Source organism: Dongia sp. (genome assembly GCF_041918875.1).
GTDB lineage: Bacteria > Pseudomonadota > Alphaproteobacteria > Dongiales > Dongiaceae > Dongia.
In genome coordinates, this window is record NZ_JAYRUV010000024.1 from 1 (window position 1) to 25036 (window position 25036).

Annotated in this window: 31 protein-coding genes and 2 tRNA genes; 22 read left to right on the forward strand and 11 right to left on the reverse strand. The window is 64.2% G+C overall.

Annotated features, from left to right (window positions below):
• Positions 1 to 456 precede the first annotated feature (456 nt).
• From ACE3TY_RS19690 to ACE3TY_RS19705, 4 genes are all read right to left on the reverse strand, one after another.
• On the reverse strand, positions 457 to 1056 hold the full coding sequence (locus ACE3TY_RS19690; protein WP_374656302.1) for a thiamine phosphate synthase: 600 nt from the start codon (positions 1054 to 1056) through the stop codon (positions 457 to 459).
• Between the two features lie 4 nt (positions 1057 to 1060).
• Positions 1061 to 1981, reverse strand: coding sequence for a class I fructose-bisphosphate aldolase (locus tag ACE3TY_RS19695; RefSeq protein ID WP_374656187.1), 921 nt, complete (start codon positions 1979 to 1981; stop codon positions 1061 to 1063).
• Positions 1982 to 2121: 140 nt separating this feature from the next.
• Positions 2122 to 2448 carry a hypothetical protein gene (locus ACE3TY_RS19700; RefSeq protein WP_374656189.1) on the reverse strand — a complete coding sequence of 109 codons (327 nt, stop codon included), beginning with the start codon at positions 2446 to 2448 and terminating at the stop codon, positions 2122 to 2124.
• Positions 2445 to 2885, reverse strand: a complete 441-nt coding sequence (locus tag ACE3TY_RS19705; RefSeq protein ID WP_374656191.1) for a group III truncated hemoglobin — start codon at positions 2883 to 2885, stop codon at positions 2445 to 2447. Before ACE3TY_RS19705 ends, ACE3TY_RS19700 begins: the two co-directional genes overlap by 4 nt.
• 283 nt (positions 2886 to 3168) lie before the next feature.
• Between ACE3TY_RS19705 and ACE3TY_RS19710 the strand changes: the two genes are divergently transcribed.
• From ACE3TY_RS19710 to ACE3TY_RS19750, 9 genes are all read left to right on the forward strand, one after another.
• Positions 3169 to 4893 (forward strand): ABC transporter permease, encoded by a 1725-nt coding sequence (locus ACE3TY_RS19710; RefSeq protein WP_374656193.1) that lies wholly within the window; start codon positions 3169 to 3171, stop codon positions 4891 to 4893.
• On the forward strand, positions 4893 to 5969 hold the full coding sequence (locus ACE3TY_RS19715; protein ID WP_374656195.1) for an ABC transporter ATP-binding protein: 1077 nt from the start codon (positions 4893 to 4895) through the stop codon (positions 5967 to 5969). The genes ACE3TY_RS19710 and ACE3TY_RS19715 overlap by 1 nt, the downstream gene beginning before the upstream one ends.
• 175 nt (positions 5970 to 6144) lie before the next feature.
• Positions 6145 to 6357 (forward strand): twin-arginine translocase TatA/TatE family subunit, encoded by a 213-nt coding sequence (gene tatA / locus ACE3TY_RS19720; RefSeq protein WP_374656197.1) that lies wholly within the window; start codon positions 6145 to 6147, stop codon positions 6355 to 6357.
• A gap of 68 nt (positions 6358 to 6425) precedes the next feature.
• Positions 6426 to 6923, forward strand: coding sequence for a Sec-independent protein translocase protein TatB (gene tatB, locus ACE3TY_RS19725; RefSeq protein ID WP_374656199.1), 498 nt, complete (start codon positions 6426 to 6428; stop codon positions 6921 to 6923).
• Positions 6920 to 7726: a twin-arginine translocase subunit TatC gene (tatC, locus tag ACE3TY_RS19730; RefSeq protein ID WP_374656201.1), complete on the forward strand. Its 807-nt coding sequence runs from the start codon at positions 6920 to 6922 to the stop codon at positions 7724 to 7726. The genes tatB and tatC overlap by 4 nt, the downstream gene beginning before the upstream one ends.
• A gap of 94 nt (positions 7727 to 7820) precedes the next feature.
• The gene (serS, locus tag ACE3TY_RS19735; RefSeq protein ID WP_374656203.1) at positions 7821 to 9098 is read left to right on the forward strand and encodes a serine--tRNA ligase; all 1278 of its coding nucleotides are present in this window, start codon (positions 7821 to 7823) and stop codon (positions 9096 to 9098) included.
• The gene (surE, locus tag ACE3TY_RS19740) at positions 9091 to 9927 is read left to right on the forward strand and encodes a 5'/3'-nucleotidase SurE (protein ID WP_374656304.1); all 837 of its coding nucleotides are present in this window, start codon (positions 9091 to 9093) and stop codon (positions 9925 to 9927) included. The genes serS and surE overlap by 8 nt, the downstream gene beginning before the upstream one ends.
• Positions 9924 to 10601, forward strand: a complete 678-nt coding sequence (locus ACE3TY_RS19745; protein WP_374656205.1) for a protein-L-isoaspartate(D-aspartate) O-methyltransferase — start codon at positions 9924 to 9926, stop codon at positions 10599 to 10601. The genes surE and ACE3TY_RS19745 overlap by 4 nt, the downstream gene beginning before the upstream one ends.
• Before the next feature lie 2 nt (positions 10602 to 10603).
• Complete coding sequence (locus tag ACE3TY_RS19750) at positions 10604 to 11764, forward strand: peptidoglycan DD-metalloendopeptidase family protein (protein WP_374656207.1); 1161 nt, start codon at positions 10604 to 10606, stop codon at positions 11762 to 11764.
• Here ACE3TY_RS19750 and ACE3TY_RS19755 read toward each other — a convergent pair whose 3' ends face one another.
• Genes ACE3TY_RS19755 through choX form a run of 3 tightly spaced genes read right to left on the reverse strand, consistent with a single transcriptional unit; the run spans position 11765 to position 14528 of the window.
• Positions 11765 to 12622 carry an ATP-binding protein gene (locus tag ACE3TY_RS19755; protein ID WP_374656209.1) on the reverse strand — a complete coding sequence of 286 codons (858 nt, stop codon included), beginning with the start codon at positions 12620 to 12622 and terminating at the stop codon, positions 11765 to 11767.
• A gap of 58 nt (positions 12623 to 12680) precedes the next feature.
• A complete protein-coding gene (locus ACE3TY_RS19760; protein ID WP_374656211.1) occupies positions 12681 to 13574 on the reverse strand; it encodes an alpha/beta fold hydrolase in 894 nt (297 codons plus the stop codon).
• A gap of 18 nt (positions 13575 to 13592) precedes the next feature.
• The gene (gene choX / locus ACE3TY_RS19765) at positions 13593 to 14528 is read right to left on the reverse strand and encodes a choline ABC transporter substrate-binding protein (RefSeq protein WP_374656213.1); all 936 of its coding nucleotides are present in this window, start codon (positions 14526 to 14528) and stop codon (positions 13593 to 13595) included.
• Between the two features lie 143 nt (positions 14529 to 14671).
• Between choX and betI the strand changes: the two genes are divergently transcribed.
• A complete protein-coding gene (betI, locus tag ACE3TY_RS19770; RefSeq protein WP_374656215.1) occupies positions 14672 to 15280 on the forward strand; it encodes a transcriptional regulator BetI in 609 nt (202 codons plus the stop codon).
• Between the two features lie 4 nt (positions 15281 to 15284).
• A complete protein-coding gene (locus ACE3TY_RS19775; protein WP_374656217.1) occupies positions 15285 to 15956 on the forward strand; it encodes a hypothetical protein in 672 nt (223 codons plus the stop codon).
• Between the two features lie 181 nt (positions 15957 to 16137).
• Here ACE3TY_RS19775 and ACE3TY_RS19780 read toward each other — a convergent pair whose 3' ends face one another.
• Both ACE3TY_RS19780 and ACE3TY_RS19785 read right to left on the reverse strand, forming a co-directional pair.
• Positions 16138 to 16581: a helix-turn-helix domain-containing protein gene (locus ACE3TY_RS19780; protein ID WP_374656219.1), complete on the reverse strand. Its 444-nt coding sequence runs from the start codon at positions 16579 to 16581 to the stop codon at positions 16138 to 16140.
• Positions 16582 to 16838: 257 nt separating this feature from the next.
• A tRNA-Thr gene (locus ACE3TY_RS19785) sits at positions 16839 to 16913 on the reverse strand.
• Positions 16914 to 17120: 207 nt separating this feature from the next.
• Between ACE3TY_RS19785 and ACE3TY_RS19790 the strand changes: the two genes are divergently transcribed.
• The 11 genes from ACE3TY_RS19790 to ACE3TY_RS19840 all read left to right on the forward strand — a co-directional run bounded on the left by ACE3TY_RS19790 (position 17121) and on the right by ACE3TY_RS19840 (position 23275).
• Complete coding sequence (locus ACE3TY_RS19790; RefSeq protein WP_374656221.1) at positions 17121 to 17297, forward strand: hypothetical protein; 177 nt, start codon at positions 17121 to 17123, stop codon at positions 17295 to 17297.
• A 131-nt stretch (positions 17298 to 17428) separates the two neighbouring features.
• Positions 17429 to 17983 carry a dCTP deaminase gene (gene dcd, locus ACE3TY_RS19795; RefSeq protein ID WP_374656223.1) on the forward strand — a complete coding sequence of 185 codons (555 nt, stop codon included), beginning with the start codon at positions 17429 to 17431 and terminating at the stop codon, positions 17981 to 17983.
• A gap of 22 nt (positions 17984 to 18005) precedes the next feature.
• Positions 18006 to 19289, forward strand: a complete 1284-nt coding sequence (murA, locus tag ACE3TY_RS19800) for a UDP-N-acetylglucosamine 1-carboxyvinyltransferase (RefSeq protein ID WP_374656225.1) — start codon at positions 18006 to 18008, stop codon at positions 19287 to 19289.
• A 4-nt stretch (positions 19290 to 19293) separates the two neighbouring features.
• The gene (locus ACE3TY_RS19805) at positions 19294 to 19815 is read left to right on the forward strand and encodes a DUF2948 family protein (protein ID WP_374656227.1); all 522 of its coding nucleotides are present in this window, start codon (positions 19294 to 19296) and stop codon (positions 19813 to 19815) included.
• On the forward strand, positions 19812 to 20462 hold the full coding sequence (gene hisG / locus ACE3TY_RS19810; protein WP_374656229.1) for an ATP phosphoribosyltransferase: 651 nt from the start codon (positions 19812 to 19814) through the stop codon (positions 20460 to 20462). Before ACE3TY_RS19805 ends, hisG begins: the two co-directional genes overlap by 4 nt.
• An 11-nt stretch (positions 20463 to 20473) precedes the next feature.
• Entirely contained in the window at positions 20474 to 20944 is a 471-nt protein-coding gene (locus tag ACE3TY_RS19815; RefSeq protein WP_374656231.1) for a UPF0262 family protein, read from the forward strand.
• 6 nt (positions 20945 to 20950) lie between these two features.
• A complete protein-coding gene (locus ACE3TY_RS19820; RefSeq protein ID WP_374656233.1) occupies positions 20951 to 21397 on the forward strand; it encodes an arsenate reductase ArsC in 447 nt (148 codons plus the stop codon).
• 58 nt (positions 21398 to 21455) lie between these two features.
• Positions 21456 to 22025 carry a nucleoside triphosphate pyrophosphatase gene (locus ACE3TY_RS19825; RefSeq protein WP_374656236.1) on the forward strand — a complete coding sequence of 190 codons (570 nt, stop codon included), beginning with the start codon at positions 21456 to 21458 and terminating at the stop codon, positions 22023 to 22025.
• A 2-nt stretch (positions 22026 to 22027) separates the two neighbouring features.
• Positions 22028 to 22966 carry a ribonuclease E/G gene (locus ACE3TY_RS19830; RefSeq protein WP_374656238.1) on the forward strand — a complete coding sequence of 313 codons (939 nt, stop codon included), beginning with the start codon at positions 22028 to 22030 and terminating at the stop codon, positions 22964 to 22966.
• The gene (yacG, locus tag ACE3TY_RS19835; RefSeq protein WP_374656240.1) at positions 22959 to 23120 is read left to right on the forward strand and encodes a DNA gyrase inhibitor YacG; all 162 of its coding nucleotides are present in this window, start codon (positions 22959 to 22961) and stop codon (positions 23118 to 23120) included. Before ACE3TY_RS19830 ends, yacG begins: the two co-directional genes overlap by 8 nt.
• Before the next feature lie 79 nt (positions 23121 to 23199).
• Positions 23200 to 23275, forward strand: a tRNA-Phe gene (locus tag ACE3TY_RS19840).
• A gap of 38 nt (positions 23276 to 23313) precedes the next feature.
• Here ACE3TY_RS19840 and ACE3TY_RS19845 read toward each other — a convergent pair.
• Together ACE3TY_RS19845 and ACE3TY_RS19850 are read right to left on the reverse strand one after the other, a co-directional pair.
• Positions 23314 to 24468: an NAD(P)/FAD-dependent oxidoreductase gene (locus ACE3TY_RS19845; protein WP_374656242.1), complete on the reverse strand. Its 1155-nt coding sequence runs from the start codon at positions 24466 to 24468 to the stop codon at positions 23314 to 23316.
• 216 nt (positions 24469 to 24684) lie between these two features.
• Positions 24685 to 25029 carry a hypothetical protein gene (locus ACE3TY_RS19850; protein ID WP_374656244.1) on the reverse strand — a complete coding sequence of 115 codons (345 nt, stop codon included), beginning with the start codon at positions 25027 to 25029 and terminating at the stop codon, positions 24685 to 24687.
• Positions 25030 to 25036 lie beyond the last annotated feature (7 nt).

Here is a 25036-nt window from a genome sequence, read left to right on the forward strand (position 1 = left end):
GCGCAGGCCGACCCCATCGCTCCTTGATTCGGAGCAACCCCGGGCCGGGGGTCAAACCGGCCTCCCGGATCGGATGGATGAGCGATCCCCCGCGAGTCCCGGGTCACAGGACGCTCCCTTCGGGCCCCATTGGATAACGGGCTCCCGCCGGACCCGACGCGGTGACCGGGTTCCCCTTCGGTGCTGCAGGCAGCAGCACCCGTCACGGCCGAAACGAACGGCCGGCACGACTGCCCGAGCGGTTCCGGATGGGGAGAAGAGAGGGAAGAGATTGAAGAAGATAGAGTTTTCAGTCGCAGCCCCCCTCCCGCCGGCGCATGTCGGCATTCGCCGACGGCCCTCCCCCCTGAAGGTGGGAGGAGGAGAGAGAAAGCCCTCCCACCTTCAGGGGGGAGGGTTGGGAGGGGGGCCGCCAAGTGACGGGTGTGGGGCCGCCAACTGACGAAAGACGACGTATTAATCGAGCAAAGCCGCGATCGCGGCGACGGGGTCCGTCTCCGCCCAGATCGTCGGTGCTGGCGCCAGGAAATCGGCGCCGGCGCCGATGAAGGCTTTGGCGCTTTCCGGCGTGAACCTGCCGGCGACGACGCTGGGGACCGTCATCATTTCGGTCCACCAGGCAATCAGTTCGATGTCTTCCGGCGCGCTGCTGGGTTGGAACTGGATGTAATCGGCGCCAGCCTCGCCGACTTCCATCGCCGTATGCCGTTCCAAGGGACAGGCAACGCCGACAATGCCGTCCGTGCCGATGGCGCGGCGTGCCCTGGCATAAAGCGCCGGATCGGTGAGATGAACACCATCGCCGCGCAGCTTCTGGGCAAGGTCCGCGTCATCGAAGAGGACAGCGACGCCCAGATCTTGCGCGAGCGGCAGCAGCGGCTCTGCAATCGTCGCCATGCGTGCCGCGTCACTGCCGGTGATGCGCAGGCAGGCGATATCGGTGGCAGCGATTGCCTTGGCCAGCAGGTCGGCAAAGGCACCGACGGCAACGCCGCCCGAGACAAGCTCGGGCGGCGTGGTGAGATAGAGCCGGGAGGTTGGGGCTTCGGCGGAGATCGCCTTATTCCTTGCCCTGGTAGATCTTGATGATGGTGTCGAGCATCTTCAGCGCTTCCTCGCGCGGGCGCTGGAAGGTGTTGCGGCCGATGATCGAACCGTTGCCGCCGCCGTCGCGGATGCCGCGGACTTCGTCGTAGAGCCCGTCGAGGCCCTTTGAAGCGCCGCCCGAGAAGACGACGATGCGCTTGCCGTTGAAGCAGGCCTGCGTCACGTGGCGGATGCGTGCCGCCATGGTACCGATGTCGATCTTTTCTTTCTCGTAGACCTTTTTGGCTTCGCCCTGTTCGAGGAACGCGGTCGGCGGCTTCACCTTGATGATGTGGGCGCCGAGGAGAGCTGCCATATGCGCGGCATAGGCGCAGATGTCCATCGCTGTCTCGCCGTCCTTGCTGATGGCATCGCCGCGCGGATACGACCAGACCACGACCGCAAGGCCCGCGGCCTTGGCTTCTTCCGCCATCTCGCGGATCTCTTCCATCATCTCGAAGGCATAGTCCGAGCCCGGATAGATGGTGAAGCCGATTGCCGAGCAGCCCAGGCGCAGCGCGTCATTGACCGTGCCGGTGATGGCCTGGTCCTTGAGGGTGGCGAGGCTGTTCGACGAATTGACCTTGAGGATGGTCGGGATCTGGCCGGCAAAGGTGTCGGCGCCCGCTTCGATGAAGCCCAGCGGCGCCGCATAGGCCGAAAGCCCGGCCTCGATCGCGAGGTCGAAATGATAGTGCGGGTCGTAGGCGGCCGGATTGGCGGCGAAGCTGCGCGCTGGGCCATGCTCGAAACCCTGGTCGACCGGCAGGATCACCAGCCGGCCCGAACCGCCCAGGCGGCCGTTCATCAGGATACGGGCCAGATTGCCCTTGGTGCCGGGATTGTCCGATTCGTAATGGGACAGGATCTTGCGAACTTTTTGTGTTGTTTTCATGCATTTAGCTCCCGAATGCGGGTCGCGGTTCGTGCAGCCGCGAGAGAATGAAGGTCGGGGCTGGTTCATAGCCAGATTCCGCCGGCAGTTCAATCCGCCGGCGGCCTGATAACGCTTACGTCACGGAAATATAGGTATGCCTAAAAACGGTCCGTGATGACGCGGCCACCGTTCCGGGCGGCGATATCCGCCACCTTGGCGGTAACCTCGGCCGGTGCCCTGAGGGCGATATTGCGTAAACCCAGGCGGATGGCCTCAATGGCGAGATCGCCGCGCGCGCCGCAATCGAGTACCAGATTGGGTTCGCGGTCGGGACACGCGGCGCGCAGGGCCCGCTGAAGCATGGCGAACCACATGACACCCTGGGTCTCGGCGGCATTCTCCGGCGACCAGAGTTCCAGATCGTCGGTTGGGTGTTTCTGCAGCGCCGCTTGCGCTTGCGGCAGCGTGGCAACCCGCTCGATCAAGACTGCACCAGCGGCGGCATGTTGGGAACCCAAAGGCTCGGATCCTTGGCGTGGAAGGCGAAGGCCAGTTTGAAGCTCTCGGCGATGCGCCGGGCGCGCTCGATGAAAGCGTCTGCCAGCGGTGCCTCGAACAGCTCGTGCGCGGTGGCGGAGAACAAGGCCAGCCAATGCGCGAAGTGCTGCGGCGCGATGTCACCGATCTTGATATGGGCCGGGATCGGCCGGCCCTTGTAGCGGCCGGAAGTCAGCATGACCGAGGACCAGAAATTGCACATGGTCTTCAGATGCGGCGTCCAATCCTCGCCGATGACGCGGGCGAAGATCGGGCCCAGTTCCGGATCCTTGCGGATGCGCGCATAAAAGGTCGCCACCAGATCCTCGATCTGGGCTTCCGTGGGCACGGCCGGGCGACCGGATGAACCTGCGCTGAGCGACATTGGAATGCCTATAAAGATGAATGCAGGGTACATAATTTAAGCCGTCCCACACAACAAGCCGCGTCTCCACCCTGCGACAAGAGGTGCATGACAGGCGGTCTGGGGGAGTTATCCATATATTTAGTGTGGGGATTTGTCGCAGTGATTGTTAATGGCTTTTCTTGCTATTCAGAATAACTCGCAATATCGTTTTCTTTCATATTCATGCGACGCTGCCAGCCTTGTTTCGTGGCCCCATGGGGTCAAGAGGGGCGAGGCGCCGCGCAGTTGCGAGAGTTGGTCCTTGGCTTCCATTGATACCACTGCCGATGCGCCGGGGCGCTTTTCACCGGCCCGTTTCAGCCGGCCGCGGATCTGGAACGTCGTCACTTGGGCCATCGCGCTCGCCGTGGCGTTCCCGATTCTCGCCGTCTTCTCCAGCGTCTTTGCCGCCAAGGGCGAAATCTGGAGCCATCTCGTGGGGACAGTGTTGCCGAGTTATGTCGGCAATTCGCTGCTCCTGGTCCTGGGCGTCGGCATCGGCGTCCTGCTGATAGGGGTGCCCGCGGCCTGGATGGTGACGCTGTGCCGTTTCCCCGGCCGGCGGCTGTTCGACTGGGCACTGCTGCTGCCCATGGCGATGCCGGCCTACGTCATCGCCTACACCTATACGGGCCTCCTGGATTATGCCGGTCCCGCCCAGACCGCGCTGCGCGCGTTGCTCGGGCTGGAGGGGGGCTTGCGCTGGATCCCCGACATCCGCTCATTGCCCGGCGCCATCGTCATGCTGGTGCTGGTGCTTTACCCCTACGTCTATCTGCTGGCGCGCGCGGCTTTTCTCGAACAATCCGCCTGCGTGCTGGAAGTGAGCCGCACGCTCGGCTGTTCGCCCTGGCGCGGTTTCTTCCGCGTGGCGCTTCCCCTGGCGCGGCCGGCGCTGGTGGCTGGCGTTGCGCTGGCCCTGATGGAAGCGCTCAACGATTACGGCACGGTGCAGTATTTCGGCGTCGACACGCTGGCTACCGGAATCTATCGCGTCTGGCGCGGCATGGGCGATGCGACCGCCGGCGCGCAGCTGGCGGCACTTCTGCTGCTCATCGTGTTTCTGCTCCTGGCGCTGGAGCGCTGGTCGCGCGGCCGCCGCTCCTTTGCGCATTCGACCACGCGCTATCGGCCGCTGCCGCGCTACCGGCTGCGCGGCGCCCGGGCGGCGGGGGCGATCATCGGCTGCACCCTGCCGGTCGCGTTCGGCTTCCTGCTGCCGGCCGCCGTGCTGCTGTTCTGGGCGGTCACCAATCTCGACGCCTGGGCCGGCGCCAAGTTTCTGACCCTCATGCGCAACAGCTTCTTCATGGCTGGCTTTGCCGCCATCCTGGCGGTTTGCCTCGCCTCGATCCTGGCATATGCGATGCGCCTCCATCCCACGCGCCTCACGCAATGGGCGGTGCGGGTGGCAAGCCTCGGCTATGCCATTCCCGGCCCGGTGCTGGCCATCGGCATCCTGCTGCCTTTCGCCGCGATCGACCATGCCGTCAACGCCTGGGCCAAGGCGGCCTTCGGTGTCTCGTTCGGCCTCATCCTCAGCGGCACCTTGGTTGCCATCATCTTTGCCTATCTGGTCCGCTTCCTGACCGTCAGCCTCAATGTCGTCGAAGCCAGCCTCGGCAAGGTCACGCGCTCGATGGATTTTGCGGCGCGGTCCCTGGGGCGCACGCCCCTGAGAACGCTCACCGACGTGCATCTGCCGATCATGCGCAGCTCCCTGCTGACCGCGGCGATCGTGGTCTTCGTCGATGTGCTCAAGGAATTGCCGGCGACCCTGGTGTTGCGACCCTTCAATTTCGACACGCTCGCCACCATGACCTACAACCTCGCCAGCGATGAGCGCCTGGCCGAGGCGGCCGGTCCGGCGCTGGCCATTGTTGCGGTCGGTATCGTCCCGGTCTATCTGATGGCCCGCGCCAGCGCCCATTCCCGACCCGGGGCTGGTCCCGGGACCGACGTGCCGGCCGCCAAGAAACGCAACTGATGAAACCTTCCTCCGCCCGCGCCCTCGAATTGCACGATGTCAGCCACCTCTATGGCGAGGTGAGGGCGGTCGATCGCGTCTCGCTCCATGTTGATGAAGGCGAAGTGGTCTGCCTGCTCGGTCCCTCCGGCTGCGGCAAATCGACGATCCTGCGCCTGGCCGCCGGGCTCGAGCAACTGCAGCAGGGCAGGGTGCTGATGCAGGACCGTGCCGTCGCCGACGGCGCTGCGCACCGGAGCGTGCCGCCGGAGCGGCGCGGCGTGGGTCTCGTCTTTCAGGATTTCGCGCTCTTTCCGCATCTTTCCGTCGCGCGCAATGTGGGCTTCGGCCTCACGGAAGCCGCCGCCGACACGCGCGAAAAGCGGATCGCCGAGGTGCTGGGCCAGGTCGACATGACCGGGTTCGCCGGCGCTTTCCCGCACGCTCTGTCCGGCGGCCAGCAGCAGCGCATCGCGCTGGCGCGCGCCTTGGCGCCGCAGCCGGCGATCCTGCTGCTCGACGAACCCTTTTCGGGCTTGGATGCGCGCCTGCGCGAGCAGATCCGCGACGACACGCTGCATGTGCTGAAGCAGAGCCGGACGGCGACACTCATGGTTACGCACGATCCCGAAGAAGCCATGTTCATGGCCGATCGCATCTATCTGATGCAGGCCGGGCGCGTCGTGCAAAGCGGTTCGCCGGACATGCTCTATCACCGGCCCGTGACCCCCTTCGTCGCCCGCTTCTTCAGCAACACCAATGAGTTCGGCGGGACCGTGCGGGCGGGGGGCGTGGCGACGCCGCTGGGTTTCCTGCCGGCACCGGGGCTCGCCGAGGGAACGCGGGTCCAGATTCTCATCCGTCCGGAAAGCCTGCAGGTGGTGGCGCCCGGCGAAAGCGGACAGGCGCCGCAATCCGCGTTGGTCGAGGAAGTGCGGTTCCTGGGCGGCAGCAAACTATTGGTGGTTCGCGTCCCTGCAGGCGACGGCGGCAGCATCTCGCTCCGCGTCCGTCATGCCGGCCGGCACCTGCCTGAACCGGGCAGCCGGATTTTGCTCCAGCTCGAAGAGGCGGATGCGCTGATCTTCCCGGAATAACCCCGCGTCGCTCGCTCCGCCACGCCGGAGCCTGCTGAAATTCGGGTCTTGTCAGGCACTTAGTACCGACTAAATGATAGTGACTGGCTATTGTAGCGAGGCGGCGGATTTGCCATAGTCCGCCCGGGTCCGGCGCCCATCGCCGGAGGGAATAAGATTTTGAGGAGAGGCCCAGATGGGTAGCTTCAGCATTTGGCATCTTCTGATCGTTTTGGTCGTTGTGCTCGTTCTTTTTGGCGGCGGCGGCAAACTGTCGAAGATCATGGGCGACCTTGGGTCCGGCATTAAGGACTTCAAGAAGAACATCAAGGACGGCAGCAAGGACGAGGCGAACATCAACGCCAAGGCCGAGGAAAAGCCGCGCGACACAATCGTCGACCGCAGCTGATCTTGCCGCGCGTCGGCCTGTTCATCGGACCGCGCGCCAACCAATAAGGGCTAAAAGGGTAAGGCTGGATGTTCGACATCGGCTGGAGCGAGATGGCGATCATCGCCGTCGTGATATTGGTTGTGCTCGGGCCGAAAGAACTGCCGCACGCCCTCAAGACCTTCTCACACTGGATGCGCGCCGCACGCAAACTCGGCAGCGAGTTTCAAAGCGGCGTGAATGAGATCGTCCGCGATGCCGAACTCGAAGACGCCAAGCGCGAACTGCAGAAGATCAGCAAGCAGCCCATCAGCGATAAGATCGAAAAGGCGATCGATCCCGCTGGCGACCTGAAGAAGGCCATCAACGAGCCGATCGCCGAAACCAAGGCGGCACTGTCCGAGCCAGCCTCCGACGCAACGGTCACGGCTGATGCCGCGCCGGAAAAGCCAAGCATCGCGGACATGACGGCGACGATGCCGTCCCTGGCCGTGACAACGGAGGCACCGCCGCCTGCCGCGTCGCCCGCTTCCGAACCGGCTCTTGCCGCGACCGAACCCAAGACCGACAAGAGCCTATCCGCATGAGTGGCGCCGAAGAAGACAAGAAGATGCCGTTGCTCGAGCATTTGGTCGAGCTGCGCACGCGCCTGCTTTATGCCGCTCTCGGTTTCTTCATCGCCTTTATTGCCTGCTTCTTCGTGGCACAGCATATCCTCGACTTTCTGCAGAGGCCGCTGGCCGAACTGCTGCCCGAAGGACGGCGCATGATCTTCACGGATCTCACCGAGCCCTTCTTCACCCAGCTTAAGGTAGCGGCTTTCGGCGCCCTGTGCCTGTCCTTCCCCATCATTGCTTCGCAGATCTGGGCGTTCATTGCACCGGGGCTCTACAAGCACGAAAAGAAGGCGTTTCTTCCCTTCCTCGTGGCGACCCCGGTGATGTTCGCCATCGGCATGGCCTTTGTCTATTACGTCCTGATGCCCATGGCCTGGCGCTTCTTTCTAGGCTTCGAGACCCAGGGCGGCGATGGCACTTTGGCGCTGCAGCTCGACGCCAAGATCGGCGAATATGTCAATCTGGTGATGAAGCTGGTTTTCGCCTTCGGCTTCTGCTTCGAACTGCCCGTTCTGCTGACCCTGCTTGCCAAGGTTGGCATCGTCGGCTCGCAGGGCCTAAAGGATAAGCGCCGCTACGCCATTGTCGGCATCGTCATTGTAGCGGCAATCGTGACTCCGCCGGATGCGCTCAGCATGATGTCGCTGGCCCTGCCGATGATCCTCCTCTACGAGGTTTCGATCATCATGGCGCGCCTTGTCGAAAAGAAGCGCGCCGAAGAGGAATCCGAACCCGAGGAGAGCGAATCCCGGACGGACGTCAAGCCGGCCTGAGGCTGCTCGAAACCAACCCCAACCCAGCTTTGACCGCCCGCGGGTTCCGTCTTATAAGTTGAGCCGAATCGAGGATCTGGAGCTCGGCGGCTAAATGTTTGACCCCAAATGGATTCGTGACAACGCGGACGCTTTCGACGCGGGCCGGGCGCGGCGTGGCTTGGCTCCTCTCGCCGCGACTGTGATCGAACTCGACACCAAACGTCGCGCCACGCAGACCGCCTGGCAGGAAATGCAGGCCAAGCGCAACGACCTCTCCAAGCAGGTCGGGCAGTTGAAGGCCAAGGGTGGCGACGCGAGCACCGCGATGGCCGAGGTGGCGAGCCTCAAGGACCGCATGGCGGCGGCCGAGGTTGAGGAGCAGAAGGCTGCGGCCGAACTCGACGCTTTGCTGGCGCAGCAGCCGAACCTCCCCGTGGCGGACGTGCCGGACGGTGCCGACGAAAAATCGAACCGCGTCGAGCGCGAGGTCGGCCATCGCCGCAATTTTGCTTTCGCGCCCAAACAGCATTTCGAACTCGGCGAAGCTTTGGGTCTCATGGACTTCGCGGCGGCCGCCAAGATCTCCGGCGCGCGTTTCGTCGTCCTCAAGGGCGCCCTGGCGCGGCTTGAGCGCGCGCTGGGCCAGTTCATGCTCGACATGCATACTGGCGAACACGGTTATACCGAGGTCAACCCGCCTTTCCTGGTACGCGACGTGGCACTCTATGGCACCGGCAACCTGCCGAAATTCGCCGAGGATCTGTTCAAGACGGAACAGGGGCATTATCTCATTCCGACCTCCGAGGTGCCGCTGACCAATCTGGTGGCCGGCGAGATCGTCGATGAGGCCAGATTGCCTCTGCGCTTCACCGCGCTGACACCTTGCTTCCGCTCGGAAGCGGGCGCCGCCGGGCGCGACACGCGCGGCATGATCCGCCAGCATCAGTTCCTGAAGGTCGAGATGGTATCGATCGCGCATCCAGATGAGTCGGATGCCGAACATCAACGCATGACCAAGTGTGCCGAAAACGTGCTCTCGAAGCTCGGCCTTCCTTATCGCGTCATGACACTCTCGACCGGCGATATGGGCTTCTCCTCGCAGAAGACCCATGACATCGAAGTCTGGCTCCCCGGTCAGGGCATGTACCGCGAGATTTCCAGCTGCTCGAACTGCGGCGAGTTCCAGGCGCGACGCATGAAGGCACGCTGCCGCAGGGCCGGCGAGAAGGGCACGCGTTTCGTGCACACGCTCAACGGCTCCGGCGTCGCCGTGGGCCGCGCGCTCATCGCGGTCGTGGAAAATTATCAGCAGGAAGACGGATCGATCCTGGTTCCCGACGCCCTGCGTCCCTATATGAACGGTATCGAGGTCATTCGTGCAAATGCTTAAGCCGCCCTTCGATCTGAAGAAAGCCCGCATTCTCGTCACCAATGACGACGGCATTCACGCGCCCGGCCTCAAGATCCTCGAAAAGATCGCCAAGAGCCTGTCGCCCGATGTCTGGGTGGTGGCGCCGGAAAGCGAACATAGCGGTGCCTCGCATTCGCTGACCCTGCGCCGGCCGCTGCAGGTCAACCGGATCAGTACCCGGAAGTTCGCCGTCTCCGGCACGCCCAGCGACTGCACGCTCATCGCCGTCAACCACATCATCAACGGCCGCCGCCCCGACATCGTCCTTTCCGGCGTCAATCGCGGCGCCAATCTTGGCGAGGATGTGCTCTATTCCGGGACCGTCGCGGCGGCCATGGAAGGCGCCATGCTCGGCATTCCAGCGATCGCCTTCAGCCAGGTTCGTATCAAGGACAAGCTGCATTGGGAAACCGCCGCCGCTTTCGCGCCGCAGGTGATCAGGAAGCTCGTCTCGCTGCCCTGGCCCAAGGACATGCTGATGAGCGTCAACTTCCCGCCGGTGCCGCCCAAGGATGTGACCGGGATCGAGGTCGGCCGCCAGGGCAGGCGCGTCAACCATGTCGAAGTCGTGCATGCGCGCGACCCGTTCGAACGCGAGGTGATCTGGATCGGTGACTTCCCGACCGACGAGCCGGAACATCCGGAAACCGATCTCGGTATCGTGCTGACGCGCGCCGTCTCGGTGACGCCGCTGCATTTCGACCTCACGCATAACGCGATGCTCAAGCGCATGGAAGGGCTGTTTCCGGCGCCCAGGGCTGGGAAGGCCGGGAAGAAGCCACGCAAGACGGACGGCCTGCCTAAATGAGCCTTCACGCGCGCAAGATCCGCATGATCATGAATCTGCGGCGGGCGGGCTTGACCGATACCAATGTCCTTAACGCGATCGAACGGATTCCGCGCGAACTCTTCGTGCTCGACAGCTTTCACGACCAGGCCTACGAGGACCAGGCCTTGCCCATCAGCCACGGCCAGACCATCAGCCAGCCGCAGATCGTGGCCCAGATGACCGAGGCGCTGGATGTCAAGAAGAGCCATAAGGTGCTGGAGATCGGCACCGGCTCCGGCTACCAGGCCGCCGTCCTCTCCAAGCTGTGCCGCCGCCTCTATACGATCGAACGCTACAAATCCCTCCTGGCCGAGGCCGAGCAGCGCTTTCATCATCTGCGCCTCCATAACATCACCAGCCGCTGCAGCGATGGCTCGCGCGGCTGGCGCGAGCAGGCGCCGTTCGATCGCATCATCGTCACGGCGGCGGCGGCGGAAGTGCCGGAGGCGCTGGTCGAACAGCTGGCCGTCGGCGGCATTCTGGTCATTCCCGTCGGCCCCGAGCGCGGCGATCAGGTCCTGGTCAAGCTCACCAAGGAAGCGGATGGCAGCTTGACGCCCAAGATCATCACCGAAGTGCGCTTCGTGCCTCTGGTCGGGGGCGCCTTGCCGGAAGGCGAGGGGCGGCCCCAGCCGCGGCGAATGGAGAATTGATCATGTTGCGGCCGATTGCAGCCCTTGCGCTCGCTCTTTTCGTTTCTGCTTGCGGCAACATGGTGGCGCCAAGCCTCAGCTCGACCTATTCCTCGGCGCCGAAGAATCCGAACATGGGTCAGGTTGTGAACGGCGCCTACATTGTGGCGCCGGGCGATACGCTGGCGATCGTCTCCAACCGCACCAATACGCCGATCCGCGCCCTCATCGACAATAACGGCCTGCAGCCGCCCTATAACATCCGTCCGGGCCAGGAACTGCGCATTGCCGAGCGGCAGAACTATGTCGTGAAGAGCGGCGATACGCTGAGTGGCCTCGCCAAGCGTTTGCGCGTGCAGCAGAGCGCCCTGGTCGAGCTCAACGATCTGAAACCGCCCTATGCCTTGCGCGTCGGCCAGTCGCTGGTGCTGCCCAGCGCCGTCGAAGCGACGCAGACGGCGGCGACACCCCTGCCGGCCTCGACCCCCACGACACCGCCGGCGCCCAAGGTCGATGTCGTGCCAGCGGCATCCAATGCCGGGACGGTCGCGGCCACGGCCCTGCCGCCGCCGCCCGGTGCCAAGGCAACCGCGACCAGCCCGGCGGCCCTGCCGCCACCGCCGGCCAAGTCGGTGCCAACCTCCGCGCCAGCCGAGCCGGATCTCAGTGCGGCGGAAGAGGCTGCTGAAGCTGCTTACGAGCAGCAGCAAAGGAAGACGGTGGCCCAGCCCGCGGCGCCCAAACCCACCGCCGCGACGCCGGCCGAACCGGTGGAGCAGGCTGCGATATTGCCGCCCAGCGCCTCGGGTTTCTCCTGGCCGGTGCAGGGCAAGGTGATCCTGAAATTCGGCGCGACCTCCGACGGTTTGCGCAATGACGGCATCAATATCGCGGCCCCCGCGGGCGCCCCGGTGATGGCGGCTTCGGACGGCACCGTCGCCTATGCCGGCAACCAGCTGCGGGGCTTCGGCAATCTCGTCCTCATCCGCCATGCGGGTGGCTTGATCACCGCCTACGCCCATAACCAGTCGCTGCTGGTCGCCAAGGGTGACAAGGTCAAGCGCGGCGCTGTCATCGCGCGCGTCGGCGCCACCGGCAATGTGGCCAAGCCCCAGCTCCATTTCGAGATCCGCAAGGGCGAGGATCCGGTCGATCCGATGAAATACCTGGATGGCGGCGCGTAACTAAAGCACGATCTTCTTGCCCAGCCGCCCGGCCAGATCCTGGATGAACTGCCAGGCGACGCGGCCCGAGCGGGCGCCGCGCGTCACCGACCATTCGATCGCCTGCGCATGGACTTCCTCGCGCGGCAGGTCGAGTCCGAAACTGTCGCAATAGCCGTCGATGATGGCGAAGAAGGTTTCCTGGTCGCAATTGTGGAAGCCCAGCCACAGGCCGAAACGGTCGGAGAGCGAGACCTTTTCCTCGACCGCTTCCGAGGGGTTGATCGCCGTCGAGCGCTCGTTCTCGATCATGTCGCGCGGCATCAGGTGCCGCCGGTTCGAGGTGGCATAGAACAGCACGTTGCCCGGCCGCCCCTCGAGCCCGCCTTCCAGCACGGCCTTCAAGGATTTGTAGCTGGCATCGTTCGTGTCGAAGGAAAGATCGTCGCAGAAGATGAGGCTGCGCTCCGGCCGGTCGCGCAGTTGGGCGAGGAGGCGCGGCAGGGTCACCAGATCCTCGCGGTGGATTTCGATGAGCTTCAGCGGCGTCTGCTTGTCGAGATTGACCGCCGCATGCACGGCCTTCACCAGCGAGCTCTTGCCGGTGCCGCGGGCGCCCCAGAGCAGCGCGTTGTTGGCCGGCAGGCCCCGTGCGAAGCGGCGCGTATTGTCGAGCAGGATGTCCTTGTTGCGCTCGATCCCCTGCAGCAGGTTGATATGGACGCGGCTGACGGAAGGCACCGGCTCCAGCCAGCCGGTCTCCGATTGCCAGACGAAGGCGTCGGCCGCGTTGAAATCGAGCGGTCTCGCCGCTGCCGGCGCCAGGCGCTCCAGGGCGTCGGAAATACGCTGCAGGAGGGGAAGAAGGTCGTTGCTCATCTGCTCTGGTTCCTCACGCGGGATCGGCAGATGTCATAGCGAGTTTACCGCGCCCGCGCTAGACCGTGGCGCGCCGCCAGAAATCCCCGATACGGGCCCCGATCTCTCCCGCATTGCCCTCGGTCAGGATGTGTCCGGTCCTTGCCAGCTCGATGAACGCGGCCCCGGGCAGGATGTGCTTGATCTCGGCCGCTTGGGAAAGCGCTATGACCGGATCCTCGGCGCCGTGCAGCAGCAGCGTCGGAGCCGCGATACCAGCCAGCATGCCGCGCCTCTCGCCGGCATCGCGCATGGCGCGCGCCTGGCGCCAGATGCCGGCTGGATGATGCCCGCGCACCAGCGCCTGGCGGATGGCGCCGCGCCGCGTGCCTTCCGCCGGCAGCGGCACCGGTCCCGCATAAACCGCCTCCGCCGCCAGCATGAAATCGATGAGCCGGCCGCGCTTGCCCTCATGCAGGATCGAGCGGCGCATCATTGCATCGGCTTCCGGTGCGCTCTCGATCCAGGGCTGTCCCGCGCTGGTCATCAGCCCCGCAAGGCTCGCCGTGCGTTCCGGCCGCATCGCCGCCATTACTTGCGCGATCATCCCGCCCATGGAGAAGCCCACGAGATGCACCCGCGCCAGGCCCAGCGCATCGGCCAGCCGCCAGGCATCCGCCGCCATGTCGGAAAGACCGTAGGCAACCGGCCCGCAAAGAGGCGCGGCGCCCGGGAAATCCTCCATTGTCAGGGTCTCGACACTGGCCCGGCCGAAGAGCTGCGACAGCCCGCTGTCGCGATTGTCGAACACCAGCACCGGCCTCTCGGCGGCAAGGCCCGCCACCAGCGCCGCCGGCCAGTCGGTCGCCTGCATGCCCAGCCCCTGGATCAGCAGCGCTGGCTCCGCCGCCGGCCGCGCGCCGGGTGTCAGCTGATACCAGAGCGACAGGCTGTCGAGATTGACGATCGGCACGACCCGTCGCCGCGATCTTCAGAGGCCGAGCGACTTCTTCACCGCCGCCAGTCCCTCGCCGCCGTCGATGGTGGTGACGCCGGCCAGCCACGCATCGAGATAGGCGGGATGCGCTTTGAGCGCCTTCGCCGCCGCATCGGTGGCACCGAGGCTTTCGCGGATGAGATAGCCCATGCCCTCATTCTCCAGCGGAATGTCGAAGGTGATGTTCTTGAGCAGCATCGCCACGTTCGGGCATTCCGCCATGTAACCCTTGCGCACCTGTGTGTGCACGGTGGCCGCACCCAGATCGGGTCCGTAATAGGCATCGCCGCCGGTGAGGTAAGCGAGTGGGAAATCATTGTTCATCGGATGCGGCGCCCAGCCCTGGAACAGGATCCAATCCTTGCGCCGCACCGCCTTGTCGACCTGCGTCAGCATGCCTTGCTCGCTCGATTCAACCACTTCCCAGCCGTCGAGCTTGAACTTCGCATCGGCGACGATATCGAACATCAGCTGGTTCGAGCCGGGCTCGATGCCGTACATCTTAGCCTCGAACTTGTCGGCATGGGCGGCGAGGTCGGCGATGTCGTGCACGCCCGCGTCGTAGACATATTGCGGAACGGCGAAGGTGTATTTGGCGCCTTCCAGATTCCGGTGCACCGTCTCGACCGACCCGTCATCCTTATAGGCTTGGTAATAGCTCACCATCGCCGGGTCCCAATAACCCATGAACACGTCGAGATCCTTGTTCTTGAGGCTCTGATAGATGATGTCGAGCCCCAGCAGATTGCTCTCCGCCTTGTAGCCCAGCGCATTGAGGATGGTCGTCGTGACGCCGGTGGTGAAGGTGAGGTCGTTCCAGCCGGGCTCCGCCAGACGCACATTCCGGCAACTCTCCGGCTCGGCTGCCAGAGCGAGGCTCGGAGCAACGATGAGGACGCAGGCACTCAGCAACAGCGGCGACGCACGCATGAAAACCTCCCTGGCGTGAAGCTGGATTTGAAAATTGACCGTTCGGTTTGTTTATTGACCCATGGGTCAATTTATAGACCAGGTGGACAGCCCGCGCAAGGCCGGAGACAATGGACGCCGCTATAGCCCATCGGAGATTCGCCTTGGCCCGACTGAGTATCGAGCAGCTGCGCCGCCAGGAACTGGCCGCCGCCGCCTATGAAATCCTGCAGGAGGAAGGCATCGCCGGCACCACGCTGGCCAAAGTGGCCGAGCGCGCCGGCATGTCCAAGGGCATCGTGCTGCATTACTTCCGGGGCAAGGACGAGCTCCTCGAAGTCGTCATGCGCCATGCCAATTCCCTGCTGCGCGACGAAGTGGTGGCGCTGATGGCCCATGCAAGCACGCCGCGCGAGCGGGTCGAGGCGATTGTGGCCGGCAATTTCTCGCCCAAATTCTTCAAGCCGGAAATCTGCAACGCCTGGCTCTCGCTTTGCGCCGAGGTGCCGCGCAACGCCAACTTCGCCCGGATCCAGCGCGCCATCCACGCACGCATGCGCTCCAACCTCATGTCGGCGCTGCGCCATCTGTTGCCCAAGGCCCGGGCCGAGGCGGCCATCATCGGCATCACCGCCATGATCGACGGGCTCTGGCTGCGTTTCGGCCTCAGCCAGCAGGGCTTGAGCCTCGCCGAGGCCAAGGTGCAGATGGATGCGGTCCTCGATTTCCATCTGGGGCCGAAGGCGAAAATGCCCAAGCGAAAGTCGGCCTGACGTCATGGCCTGGGACCTCATCGACACGGCAGCGGTGGAGGAGGGCGAGCTTGCCCTCTATCGCCAGAATGACATTTTCATGATCCGCGTGAACGGGCTCGAACTCATGAACGGGTTCGGCCACCAATCGGAAACGGTCCTGGGGCGGATGGCGGTGGAAGTGGCCAAGGTGCCGGCCCCGCATATCCTCATCGGCGGCCTCGGCCTTGGCTACACGCTGGCCGCGACCGCCGCGGCACTCAAAGGGGCAGGGCGCATCACGGTCGCGGAACTCTCAGGGAAAGTGATCGACTGGTTCGACCGCCATGTCGCGCCAACCGTCCTTCCCGAACGTCCCGCCAACCTCACCATCGTCCCCGGCGACATCGGCGCCTTCATCCGGCGTCCCGATGTCGGCCCGTTCGACGTCACCGTGCTCGACGTCGATAACGGCCCCGAAGCCCTGGTCTCGCCGCGGAACGCCGATCTCTATTCGTCGGTGGGCCTCCAGGCCTTCGCCAGCAAGCTCACGCCCAATGGCGTGATCCTGTTGTGGTCCGCCTTCGAAGCCCCGGACTTCGTCACGCGCGCGGAAGGCGCCGGCTTCACCGTTACCTGCACCGCACTCGCCGCCGTGCGCCGCCCGGACCTTCTGCACTATGCCTATGTGCTGGAGCCGAACAGACAGCGAGCGTGAAGCGCCCCTCACCCCAACCCCTCTCCCCAAAGGGGCGAGGGGCTTGAAGTTAGTAGTTCGCTGGTCAGAAACCCCCTCGCCCCGCCGTGCGGGGAGAGGGTCGGGGTGAGGGGTATTCGCTCGCTCCATCACTCAACCAACTCCGTCATGGTCCGCGAAGGCGGACCACCCGCGCTTTTCTTCAGCGCGCAGTCTTCGCAGACCCCGGCACTAACTCATCCAGGCTTACTTCGAGTGCCGCGGCGATCTTCACCATGACGGGAAACATCGGTTCCCGCTTGCCGGTTTCGATCTGCGTCAGATAGGGGCGCGAAATGCCGGCCTTGGCCGCCAGTTCCTCTCCGGTCATCCTCCGGAACTTGCGGAACACGCGCACCGGGTTCTCGCCATCAATCAGTTGAGCAACGATCCTCGAAGGGTAGGTAGCAACTTCGCCGCTTCGAATGCCTTGGAGAATGTCCTGGATCTCGCGCGCTTCGCCGGACGTGTCGACCTGCGCAAGCATCCGGTTCGTCGACTTGGCTAGACTGTCGATCTGTCGGGCCAGAGCCTCAATCGCCTCGGACTGCGCCTTGAGCTCCACCGCGAGCCCACCTGCGGCATGCGCTGCCTTTGTCTTTGCCATATCGCGTCGATCCCCTGAAGCTTCTTTACCTGGTTCGCGAGCGCCGCCTGAATGATTGCGAGCAGATCGACATTTGCCCAAATGCGCTTGGCATCGGCGGTCGGCAGCTTGCGCAGTTGCTTCAACGCCGGCGCGGCGTAGCGAACTTCTTTCAGGTCATAATGTAGCTAATGGATACAATATTGCAATGAGCATGGAAATATGTAGCTGACTACTCAGCGTGAAAGCAGCATATAGACTGATCAATTCGGAAAAACTGGTGCCGTCGAGAGGAATCGAACCTCCGACCCCGTCCTTACCAAGGACGTGCTCTACCCCTGAGCTACGACGGCGCCGTTTAGAGCTTCTAGAAGAGGGGCTTGGGTGAGGCCCGGTGAAGCGGCGCGGAACATGCCAGAAGGCGTTTATGATAGCAAGCGCCGTGACGTGGCGCAAAATGAGCTGGCAAAACCCCGCAAACGGCCTTGGCGGGGCCGCATTTTGGCCCTAATTAAATGACATGGATTCAGTAGCTTGAAGCAGAGCGGGGTAGTCGGAGCATGAGCGAGGGGGAGAAGGATCGGCAGGCCGGGGGAAAAGCCGGGCCGGTCACTGATGCCAAGGCGGAGCGTCTGGCGGCGGCCTTGCGCGCGAATCTGAAGCGGCGCAAAGCCCAGGCCCGCGACCGCGCGGCTACCGGTCCGGAGCCCAGAGAAACCGGCCCGAAATCACGCTAAACCTTGAGGCTCACGAGCCCTTCCGATACAAACGGCGCGATTGGGACAACCGCCGCGAGTCATCGGCGGAACCCGCCAAAACCGTAACCCAAGCCCATTCTCAAGACGCCTTGAAAGGGACCCTTCCGCCAATGTCGATCATGCCCGATACCTGGATCCGCGAGATGTCGCAAAAGCACGGCATGATCGAGCCCTTCGTCGAAAGCCAGAAGCGCGACGGCGTCATCTCCTACGGCGTTTCCTCCTACGGCTACGACGCGCGCGTGTCGCCGGAATTCAAGATCTTCACCAATGTCGATTCCGCCGTGGTCGACCCCAAGGAATTCAACCCGAAGAGCTTCGTCGACCGCGAGGCCGAGGTCTGCATCATCCCCCCCAATTCCTTCGCGCTGGCGCGCACGGTCGAATATTTCCGCGTGCCGCGCGACGTGCTGGTCATCTGTCTTGGAAAATCGACCTATGCGCGCTGCGGCATCATCGTCAACGTGACGCCGCTCGAACCGGAATGGGAAGGGCATGTGACGCTGGAATTCTCCAACACCACGCCGCTGCCGGCCAAGATCTACGCCAACGAAGGCGCCTGCCAGTTCCTGTTCCTCAAGGGCGCTTCTGCTTGCGAGACCTCGTACAAGGACCGTGCCGGCAAATATATGGGCCAGCGCGGCGTCACGCTGCCGCGCCTTTAAGAGAGATCGGACAACAAGACCAATGGATCGAATTCGCATTCGCGGCGGCAACCCCTTGAAGGGCGAGATCAGGATCAGCGGCGCCAAGAACGCCGCCTTGCCCTTGATGTGCACCTGCCTGCTGACCGATGACGATGTCCGCCTCGACAATGTGCCGGACCTTGCCGACATCACGACGATGACCAATCTGCTCACGCATCTGGGTGTCGAGGCGACGACGCGCCAGTCCTTGAAGGAGCGCTCGGTCATTTTCTCGGCCAAGGGCCTCGCGGTCACGACGGCGCCCTATGATCTGGTGCGCAAGATGCGCGCTTCCGTGCTGGTGCTGGGGCCGCTGGTGGCGCGCCACGGCCAGGCCAAGGTTTCGCTGCCGGGCGGCTGCGCCATCGGCACGCGCCCCGTCGATCTGCACATCAAGGGCCTGCAGCAATTGGGCGCCGAGATCGAGCTCGATTCCGGCTACATCATCGCCAGGGCGCCGCACGGCCTCAAGGGCGGCGAAGTGACCTTCCCCAAGGTCTCGGTGGGCGCCACCGAAAACCTGCTGATGGCGGCGGCACTGGCCAAGGGCGAGACGCACCTCATCAATGCCGCGCGCGAGCCGGAGATTTCGGACCTCGCCAATTGCCTTAATGCCATGGGCGCCAGGATCCAAGGCATCGGCACCGATCATCTCAAGATCCAGGGTGTCGAACGCTTGCACGGTTGCACCCATGCCGTGGTGGCCGACCGGATCGAGGCCGGCACCTACGCGATGGCGGCGGCGATCACGGGCGGCGAGGTTGAACTGGTCGGCCTCCATCACGAGCTGATAGGCGCCGCCGCCTCGACCTTGGCTCAGGCCGGCGTGTCGCTGGCCGAGACGCCGCGCGGGCTGCTGGTCAAGCGCATGAACGGCGCGCTCAACGGTGTCGACGTGATGACCGAACCCTTCCCGGGCTTTCCGACCGACCTCCAGGCGCAGATGATGGCGCTGATGACGACGGCCGAAGGGGCATCGATGATCACCGAGACGATCTTCGAGAACCGCTTCATGCATGTGCCGGAACTGGCCCGCATGGGCGCCTCGATCAATGTCCACGGTTCCTCCGCCATGGTGCGCGGCGTCAAGAAGCTGACCGGTGCCCCCGTGATGGCGACGGATCTGCGCGCCAGCGTTTCGCTGGTGCTGGCCGGCCTCACCGCCGAGGGCGACACATTCCTCAACCGCGTCTATCATCTCGATCGCGGCTACGAGAAACTGACGGCGAAGCTCTCGGCCTGCGGCGCCGAGATCGAGCGCCTCAGCGACGGCGCGGCGGAGTAGGGGCATGGGAAAGCCGGCCAACGCGAACGACATGCGGCTGATGGCGAAGGATGCCGAGGATTTAGCCATCGTCGCCGCTTGCCTGCAGGACGCGCTGGTGCCGATTTCGGAGGTTCAGTACCTGACCGGCGAGCAGCGTTTCATCATGCTGCTCAACCGCTTCCGCTGGGAGCGCCAGCCGGCGGGGAGGCATGCGCCGACCGTTGCCGCCAAGGGCGATGCCAGCTTCCACGACGCCGACGACTATCACGACACCGAGCAGCGCATCCATTGCGGCCTGTGCATCGACAAGGTGACGGCGGTCCGCAGCCGTGGGGTCGATCTCAAGCAGCGCGGCAAATTCCTGTCGCTTCTGACGCTGCAGCAGGATGGCGACAAGCTCAATCTGCTGTTTTCCGGCGGTGGAATCATTCAGTTGACGGTTTCGGAACTCAGCGTGTTCCTCAAGGACATGGGTGAAGGCTGGCCGACCCAGTGGCGGCCGGATCATGAACGCGAAGGTGCGGGCGCGAAGGGGCGGGAATGAGCGAGATTTTTGTTCTGGCGCTCCCCAAGGGCCGCATCCTCAAGGAAGTCCTGCCCGTCCTGAAGCGGGCCGGCATCGAACCGGAAGCCGAGTTCGCCGACGAGAACTCGCGCGCGTTGCGTTTCCGCACGAACGATCCGAAGCTTGAAATCATCCGTGTGCGCAGCTTCGACGTGGCGACGTTCGTGGCCTTCGGCGCGGCGCAATTGGGTGTTGCCGGCAACGATGTGCTGCTGGAATTCGACTATCCGGAAATCTATGCGCCGGTCGATCTCGGGATCGGCCATTGCCGCCTGTCGGTCGCCGAGCCCAAGGATCTGTCGGAAACGGACGATCCGAGCCGCTGGTCGCATATCCGCGTCGCCACCAAATATCCCAACATCACGCAAAACCACTTCGCCGCACGCGGCGTGCAGGCCGAATGCATCAAGCTTTCCGGCGCCATGGAACTGGCGCCGACGCTCGGCCTCTGCCGCCGCATCGTCGATCTCGTTTCCAGCGGCGCCACCTTGAAGGCCAATAATCTGGTTGAAATCGAGAAGATCGCCGAAGTGACCTCGCGCCTCATCGTCAACCGCACGGCGATGAAGACATTCCCGCGCGAAATCGGCGACCTTGTCGAACGCCTGCGCCGCGCTGTCGGCTGACCGGGCCGACCATGACCACGGGCCGGCTGATCCGCATCGATCTCGACGAGGAATCCACCGCCCGCCGCTCGCCCGAGGTTGAGCGCGAGCGGGCGGTCGCCATCTTCGATCTGCTCGAGGAGAACGAATTCGTCCCGGCGATCGACCATAAGGGGCCATATCGCCTGGCCCTCTCGATCGAGGAGAACCGCCTCGTCTTCGACATCAAGGATGAAGGCGAGGCGCCGCTCTACAAGTTCATCCTCTCTCTCTCGCCCTTCCGCCGCATCGTGAAGGAATATTTCGATATCTGCGAAAGCTACTACCACGCCATCAAGACCGCTTCGCCCTCGCAGATCGAGGCGATCGATATGGGGCGGCGCGGGTTGCACAATGAGGGATCGGAGATCCTGCGCGAGCGGCTTGCAGGCAAGGTCGAGGTCGATTTCAACACCGCGCGTCGGCTCTTCACGCTGATCTGCGCGCTGCACGTCAAGATGTGAGGCCGCATGCCGCAGGGCCTTCCCGGCAGCGTCCTCTTCTGTTGCACCTACAATTCAGTGCGCTCGCCGATGGCGGAGGCGATCATGAAGTATCTTCACGGCAAGCAGGTCTATGTCGATTCCGTGGGTGTCCGTGCCCAGGAGGTCGACGGCTTCGTCATCGCCGTGATGGACGAGATCGGCATCGACGTCACCAGGCATCGCCCCAAGACCTTCGACGATCTGGAGGACGATTCATTCGACCTCATCATCTCCCTCTCGCCGGAGGCGCAGCACAAGGCGGTCGATATGACCCGGACCATGGCCTGTGATGTCGAGTTCTGGAACACGCTCGACCCCACCATCGTGGAAGGATCGCGCGAGGATCGGCTGGAGGCCTATCGCTCGGTCCGCGATGGCCTTATGAAGCGCATTCGGGAGCGTTTTCCGGTCACCGGCGCCCCGCAGATCTGAGTTTTCGGCCGCACGATATTCTGCAATGTAGGACAAACGTCACTTTCGGAAGGTTCGCTTGCCCCTCATCCTCGCCTCCGCCTCCCCTCGGCGTCTCGCCCTCCTGGCGCAGATCGGCATCACGCCGGCCGCAGTCGATGCGCCGCATATCGATGAGACGCCACTGAAAGGCGAACTTCCCGCCGCATATGCGCGGCGCATCGCGTTGGCCAAGCTGGACGCCGTGGCGCCACGCCATAGGGAAGCTTTCGTGCTGGCGGCCGATACGGTGGTTGCGGTGGGGCGGCGCATCCTGCCCAAGGCCGAGGACGCGGTGACGGCGCGTAAGTGCTTGGAATTGCTATCGGGCCGGCGGCATAAGGTGATCGGCGGGATCGCCCTCTCGGCCCCCGACGGACGCCGTGCACTGAGGGTGGTGAGCACTGGCGTCATATTCAAGCGCCTGGATGCGACCGAGATGGAACGCTACATCGACAGCGGCGAATGGCAGGGCAAGGCTGGCGGCTATGCCGTGCAAGGGCTGGCCGCGGCGTTCATTCCGGACATTGCCGGTTCCTACAGCAATATCGTCGGCCTCAGCCTGAGTGACGCCTATGCCATGCTGACAGGCTTGGGTTTTCGAGAATAGACATGCCGGATCAAGTCTTTATCAACATCTCCCTCGACCGCACCGAATTCTTCCGCTGGTCCGGCGACCGCCTGGCGCAGGCATTCACCGAGAAGCCGGGCGAGGGCAGCCAGGTCGGCGGCATCTATCTCGGCCGCGTGCTGCGCGTGGAGCCCAGCCTCAATGCCGCTTTTGTCGAGATCGGGTTGGAGAAGCCAGGCCTGCTGCCCTTGAAGAAGCAGGGGCGGCAGCCGACGGAAGGCGATGCGCTGATCGTGCAGGTGCGCCGCGACGCGCGCGAGGAGAAGGGCGTGCGCCTCACCGCCAGCATCAAGTCGCTGGTCGAGGTCGATGCCACGGGCAAGCAGCCGCCGGCCAAGCTGGTGGCCGCCCCCAATCTGTGGCAGCGTGCATTGGAAGCGCTGGAGGAAGTGGCGAGCATCACCTGCTGCCGGCGCGTCGATGTGCCGATCATCGAGGCGTGGTGCAAGCGATATCGGCCCGCTTTTGCTGATGAAGTAACGTATCAGGCGGAACGCGACTGGGTTCCGTCGCGCGCCGATATCAAGGACGCGATCGCCGAGGCGCTGGAGGAAGAAGTGCTGCTGCCGGGTGGTGGCAGGCTGTTGTTCGAACCGGTGCGCACGCTGACGGCGATCGACGTGAATTCGGCGGCGGCCACGGGCGAGAAGGGCTTCGAGCGCACGGCGCTGTCGGTCAATCTTGAAGCCGCGCGGGAGATTCCGCGCCAGCTCGCCTTGCGCAATCTGGGCGGGACGGTGGTGATCGACTTCATCGATCTTGAAAACCGCAACAAGCGCGATCAGGTGATAGAGACACTGCGCCAGGCTGTCGAGGTCGATCCGGCGATTGAGTGGGTCGGCAATATGTCGCGGCTGGGTCTGGTCGAGCTCTCGCGCCGGCGCAACGGTCCAACCTTGGCGGAGATGTGGCGTGGCTAGATGTCCGATCTGTGGCAAGCCGACGGAACAGCCCTATCGGCCCTTCTGCTCCGAGAGATGCAAGAAAATCGATCTCAATCGCTGGCTGAGCGGGGTCTACAAGATTCCCGCCGCGGCCACGCCGCCGGATGAGGATGAGAAGTCAAGCGATTGATCCAGCTTCGCTTTTTTCGTAAATTTGCGGCTGGACAAGTGCTCATAAAGCCATTAAATATCCGCCCGTTCCGCACGGGGCCCAGATAGCTCAGTTGGTAGAGCATGTGACTGAAAATCACAGTGTCGCTGGTTCGATTCCGGCTCTGGGCACCATCCTCTCTCCTGAAAATCCAAGTTGCCTGGCGTGCCGTTCACTCCGCGTGAAACAGTGCCGCGTCTTCAGCGCCGGGTGCGATGCCGAGGCCTGAGGCGACGCTTTCGGCCAGGGCCAGGCTGGCGGTGAGGCCGGGCGATTCGATGCCGTAGAGATTCACCAAGCCGGGAGCGCCGTGGTCGGCTTCGGTATGGATGAGGAAATCGCTGTCGGCGCGTGGATCGCGCGAGAGCTTGGGACGGATGCCGCAATAGGCCGGCACCAGCGCACCATCGGACAAAGCCGGATAATAGCGGCGGATCGCGGGATAGAATTTGGCGGCGCGGTCGGGATCGACGTCGTAGTCGATCTTGCCGACCCATTCCACATCGGGGCCGAAGCGGACACGGCCGCCGAGATCGAGCGTCACATGCACGCCGAGCCCGCCCGGCTCCGGCATGGGATAGACGAGATGCGAGAAAGGCGGCTTGCCGCCCCGCAGCGTGAAGTAATTGCCTTTGGCGAAATGCGTCGCCGGCACCCGGTCGGGAGCGAGACCCAAGGCCCGCGCCATTCTGCTGGCCTGGAGCCCGGCCGCGTTGATGACATGGCGCACCTCGATATCGTCGGGTTCCTCGCCGCCGAGACCGACCTGCCAACGATCGGGCTTGCGCATGCCGCGGATGACGGGTGTGCGCAAGGAGAGCACGGCGCCGGCATTCTCGGCGTCGCCCAGATAGCTCAGCATCAATTGATGGCTGTCGACGATGCCGGTCGATGGCGAGAGCAGAGCCGCGGTGCAACGCAGCGCGGGTTCCATTGATTGCGCGGCCGCGACGGAGAGAATCTGCAGATCGTCGACGCCGTTGGCCAGGACCTTGTCGGCGAGGGCCTGCAGGGCGCCGTGCTGGCTGTCGTCGGTTGCGACCAGCAGCTTGCCGCATCGGCGATGGGGTACATTGCGGGCCGTGCAGTAGCGATAAAGGGCGCGGCGGCCGCTGACGCAGAGCCGCGCCTTCAGGCTGCCGGTCGGATAGTAGATGCCGGCATGGATGACCTCGCTGTTGCGCGAACTCGTCTCGCTGCCGATGGTGGGTCCGGAGTCGACAATGATAACTTCGCAGCCGGAGCGGGCCAGGCGCCTTGCGATGGCGAGGCCGACCAGCCCGGCGCCGATGATGAGAAAGTCGATCATGCCGCGACAGTAGAGCATTTCATCGTTTGACGGAAATGCCCCTCACCCCGGCCCTCTCCCCGCTGTCGCGGGGCGAGGGAGGTCCGACCGTGCCTCGGCGATAAGCGCCACGCTCCGCGACAGTGGCGAAAGTCGGCCTTCGCGTGCGGGCGGGGACCGGGATGAGGGAGGACCGTCAAACGAAAACAGCGCGGCTCTCTCGAACCGCGCCGCATTGCCGATCGCCGTGGCCGCCTATTCGTCGCCCGCGGGCGTGGGTGCCGTCGAGGGGCCGGTGTCGGTGTCGGTATCGGTATCGGGGTCCGGCTCGGGGTCCGGTTCCTTGCCCGGCTCCTTGTCTCCGTCGTCCTCGCCGCCGCCATCGTTGCCGTCATGCCCTTCGAAGGATTTCTTGGGTTCCGGTACGCCACCGGCGGCCGTCGTCACGTCGATGTCGCAGCGGCCTTCTTCGACGGCCTGCATGAAAGCGTCGGTCGCCAGCGCCGCGCACTCGCTGGACGCCGCCGACTGGCCGCCCTGCGCGCAGCCGGCCGCCAGAGCCGCCAATGCGATGGCGGAGAGAAGTTGTACCTTGCGCATGTCCTTG

Excerpts from the sequence above, each read along its gene's own strand:
- ACE3TY_RS19805 (WP_374656227.1), top strand. The coding sequence starts at position 19,294 with ATGGGAAAGCCGGCCAACGCGAACGACATGCGGCTGATGGCGAAGGAT.
- ACE3TY_RS19815 (WP_374656231.1), top strand. The coding sequence starts at position 20,474 with ATGACCACGGGCCGGCTGATCCGCATCGATCTCGACGAGGAATCCACC.
- ACE3TY_RS19775 (WP_374656217.1), top strand. The coding sequence starts at position 15,285 with ATGGCCTGGGACCTCATCGACACGGCAGCGGTGGAGGAGGGCGAGCTT.
- murA (WP_374656225.1), top strand. The coding sequence starts at position 18,006 with ATGGATCGAATTCGCATTCGCGGCGGCAACCCCTTGAAGGGCGAGATC.
- ACE3TY_RS19755 (WP_374656209.1), bottom strand. The coding sequence starts at position 12,622 with ATGAGCAACGACCTTCTTCCCCTCCTGCAGCGTATTTCCGACGCCCTG.
- ACE3TY_RS19695 (WP_374656187.1), bottom strand. The coding sequence starts at position 1,981 with ATGAAAACAACACAAAAAGTTCGCAAGATCCTGTCCCATTACGAATCG.
- ACE3TY_RS19705 (WP_374656191.1), bottom strand. The coding sequence starts at position 2,885 with ATGTCGCTCAGCGCAGGTTCATCCGGTCGCCCGGCCGTGCCCACGGAA.
- ACE3TY_RS19790 (WP_374656221.1), top strand. The coding sequence starts at position 17,121 with ATGAGCGAGGGGGAGAAGGATCGGCAGGCCGGGGGAAAAGCCGGGCCG.
- tatA (WP_374656197.1), top strand. The coding sequence starts at position 6,145 with ATGGGTAGCTTCAGCATTTGGCATCTTCTGATCGTTTTGGTCGTTGTG.
- tatC (WP_374656201.1), top strand. The coding sequence starts at position 6,920 with ATGAGTGGCGCCGAAGAAGACAAGAAGATGCCGTTGCTCGAGCATTTG.
- ACE3TY_RS19820 (WP_374656233.1), top strand. The coding sequence starts at position 20,951 with ATGCCGCAGGGCCTTCCCGGCAGCGTCCTCTTCTGTTGCACCTACAAT.
- ACE3TY_RS19830 (WP_374656238.1), top strand. The coding sequence starts at position 22,028 with ATGCCGGATCAAGTCTTTATCAACATCTCCCTCGACCGCACCGAATTC.
- choX (WP_374656213.1), bottom strand. The coding sequence starts at position 14,528 with ATGCGTGCGTCGCCGCTGTTGCTGAGTGCCTGCGTCCTCATCGTTGCT.
- ACE3TY_RS19850 (WP_374656244.1), bottom strand. The coding sequence starts at position 25,029 with ATGCGCAAGGTACAACTTCTCTCCGCCATCGCATTGGCGGCTCTGGCG.
- ACE3TY_RS19745 (WP_374656205.1), top strand. The coding sequence starts at position 9,924 with ATGAGCCTTCACGCGCGCAAGATCCGCATGATCATGAATCTGCGGCGG.
- ACE3TY_RS19845 (WP_374656242.1), bottom strand. The coding sequence starts at position 24,468 with ATGCTCTACTGTCGCGGCATGATCGACTTTCTCATCATCGGCGCCGGG.
- ACE3TY_RS19750 (WP_374656207.1), top strand. The coding sequence starts at position 10,604 with ATGTTGCGGCCGATTGCAGCCCTTGCGCTCGCTCTTTTCGTTTCTGCT.
- dcd (WP_374656223.1), top strand. The coding sequence starts at position 17,429 with ATGTCGATCATGCCCGATACCTGGATCCGCGAGATGTCGCAAAAGCAC.
- tatB (WP_374656199.1), top strand. The coding sequence starts at position 6,426 with ATGTTCGACATCGGCTGGAGCGAGATGGCGATCATCGCCGTCGTGATA.
- serS (WP_374656203.1), top strand. The coding sequence starts at position 7,821 with ATGTTTGACCCCAAATGGATTCGTGACAACGCGGACGCTTTCGACGCG.
- ACE3TY_RS19780 (WP_374656219.1), bottom strand. The coding sequence starts at position 16,581 with ATGGCAAAGACAAAGGCAGCGCATGCCGCAGGTGGGCTCGCGGTGGAG.
- hisG (WP_374656229.1), top strand. The coding sequence starts at position 19,812 with ATGAGCGAGATTTTTGTTCTGGCGCTCCCCAAGGGCCGCATCCTCAAG.
- ACE3TY_RS19715 (WP_374656195.1), top strand. The coding sequence starts at position 4,893 with ATGAAACCTTCCTCCGCCCGCGCCCTCGAATTGCACGATGTCAGCCAC.
- surE (WP_374656304.1), top strand. The coding sequence starts at position 9,091 with ATGCTTAAGCCGCCCTTCGATCTGAAGAAAGCCCGCATTCTCGTCACC.